This is a genomic window from Niastella populi (assembly GCF_002078015.1).
GTDB lineage: Bacteria > Bacteroidota > Bacteroidia > Chitinophagales > Chitinophagaceae > Niastella > Niastella populi.
The window spans coordinates 1-1095 of record NZ_LWBP01000101.1; the positions used below are offsets into that span (position 1 = coordinate 1).

The window sequence follows — 1095 nt, forward strand, 5'->3', positions numbered from 1 at the left end:
TGATACCACAGCGCCAAACACCACATCACTCGTGTTGTTATAGCGCGACAACAAGTACCCCCATACTCCTTGTACAAAAATATTTTGGGTGATGCCTAATTGGGTGCAAAGGGTGTTTACTTTCTTTAACAGATCGCCATCTATTTGCAGGTGTTCACTGGTTTCAACATAGGTGGTGTCTGCAGTTGCTGCCTTGAAGGGTATCTCTGCCAGCGTTGAGTAACCTTCAAGGTAATGTTTCCAGTAACTAAGTGAACGCTCCCTGTCTATGGTTCTTAACCAACTGATATAATTAGAGTAAGGTAACGCCGTGGTCAGATTCAATGCACGGCCTGTGGTCTCTGCGCTCAACAGCTCATTAAAGTCATCGATCAGCACACTCACGCACCAGCCATCCATCAATATATGATGATGGCTCCAGATAAACTCATACTCCCCTCCTGACAGATCAATAACATGCAGCCGCACCTGGGAACCCTTGCTCAAATCAAAGCCCCTTTCCCTGTCTTGCCGCCTGATCAACTCTACCTGTGCCCGTTCGTCTGTCTGGCTATCGAGCTTCTCATAAGTAAAATTACCCGGCACTTCTTTCCTTACTATTTGTAAAGATCTGCCGGCATATTCAGTACTGAAACTAGTGCGCAAGACAGTGTGCCTGGCTGTCAAGGCCTTGTAAGCACTTTCAAGTTTATCAATGTTCAAATCTTTAGCCCGCACCTTGCACGAGGTCTGCTCAAAATAAAGTGAGCTTGAATCTTCGGCCAGCCAGTGATAATATATCCCCTCCTGGAGAGGAGACAATTCATATACGTCTTCCAGGGTGTTGTCAGAGTTAAGCCTGGAAAGCTCTTGCTCGCTCAGTCCTTTGAAACTTAAATCCGAAGGTGTCAGATAACAAGTATCAGTGCTGGATAAAGTTTCTATTAAAGACTGTAAGTGCCTCTTATAAGACTTAGCTAATTTTTTAATCGTTGCCGTGTCATATCTCAAACCTGAATACCGGATCGACATACCCAGTTCGCCCCTTACAAGCATCCCCGACACATCCAGGATCGCGTCAATTATATTCTCTTTGGATGCATCTGATCCGATACG

The 1095-nt window shown here is 45.3% G+C and carries 1 protein-coding gene; it reads right to left on the reverse strand.

Annotation, left to right across the window (positions count from 1 at the left end; all coding sequences use genetic code 11):
- A partial coding sequence (locus A4R26_RS10755) for a condensation domain-containing protein (RefSeq protein WP_341350286.1) occupies positions 1 to 1035 on the reverse strand: 1035 nt, incomplete at its 3' end.
- Positions 1036 to 1095: the final 60 nt, after the last annotated feature.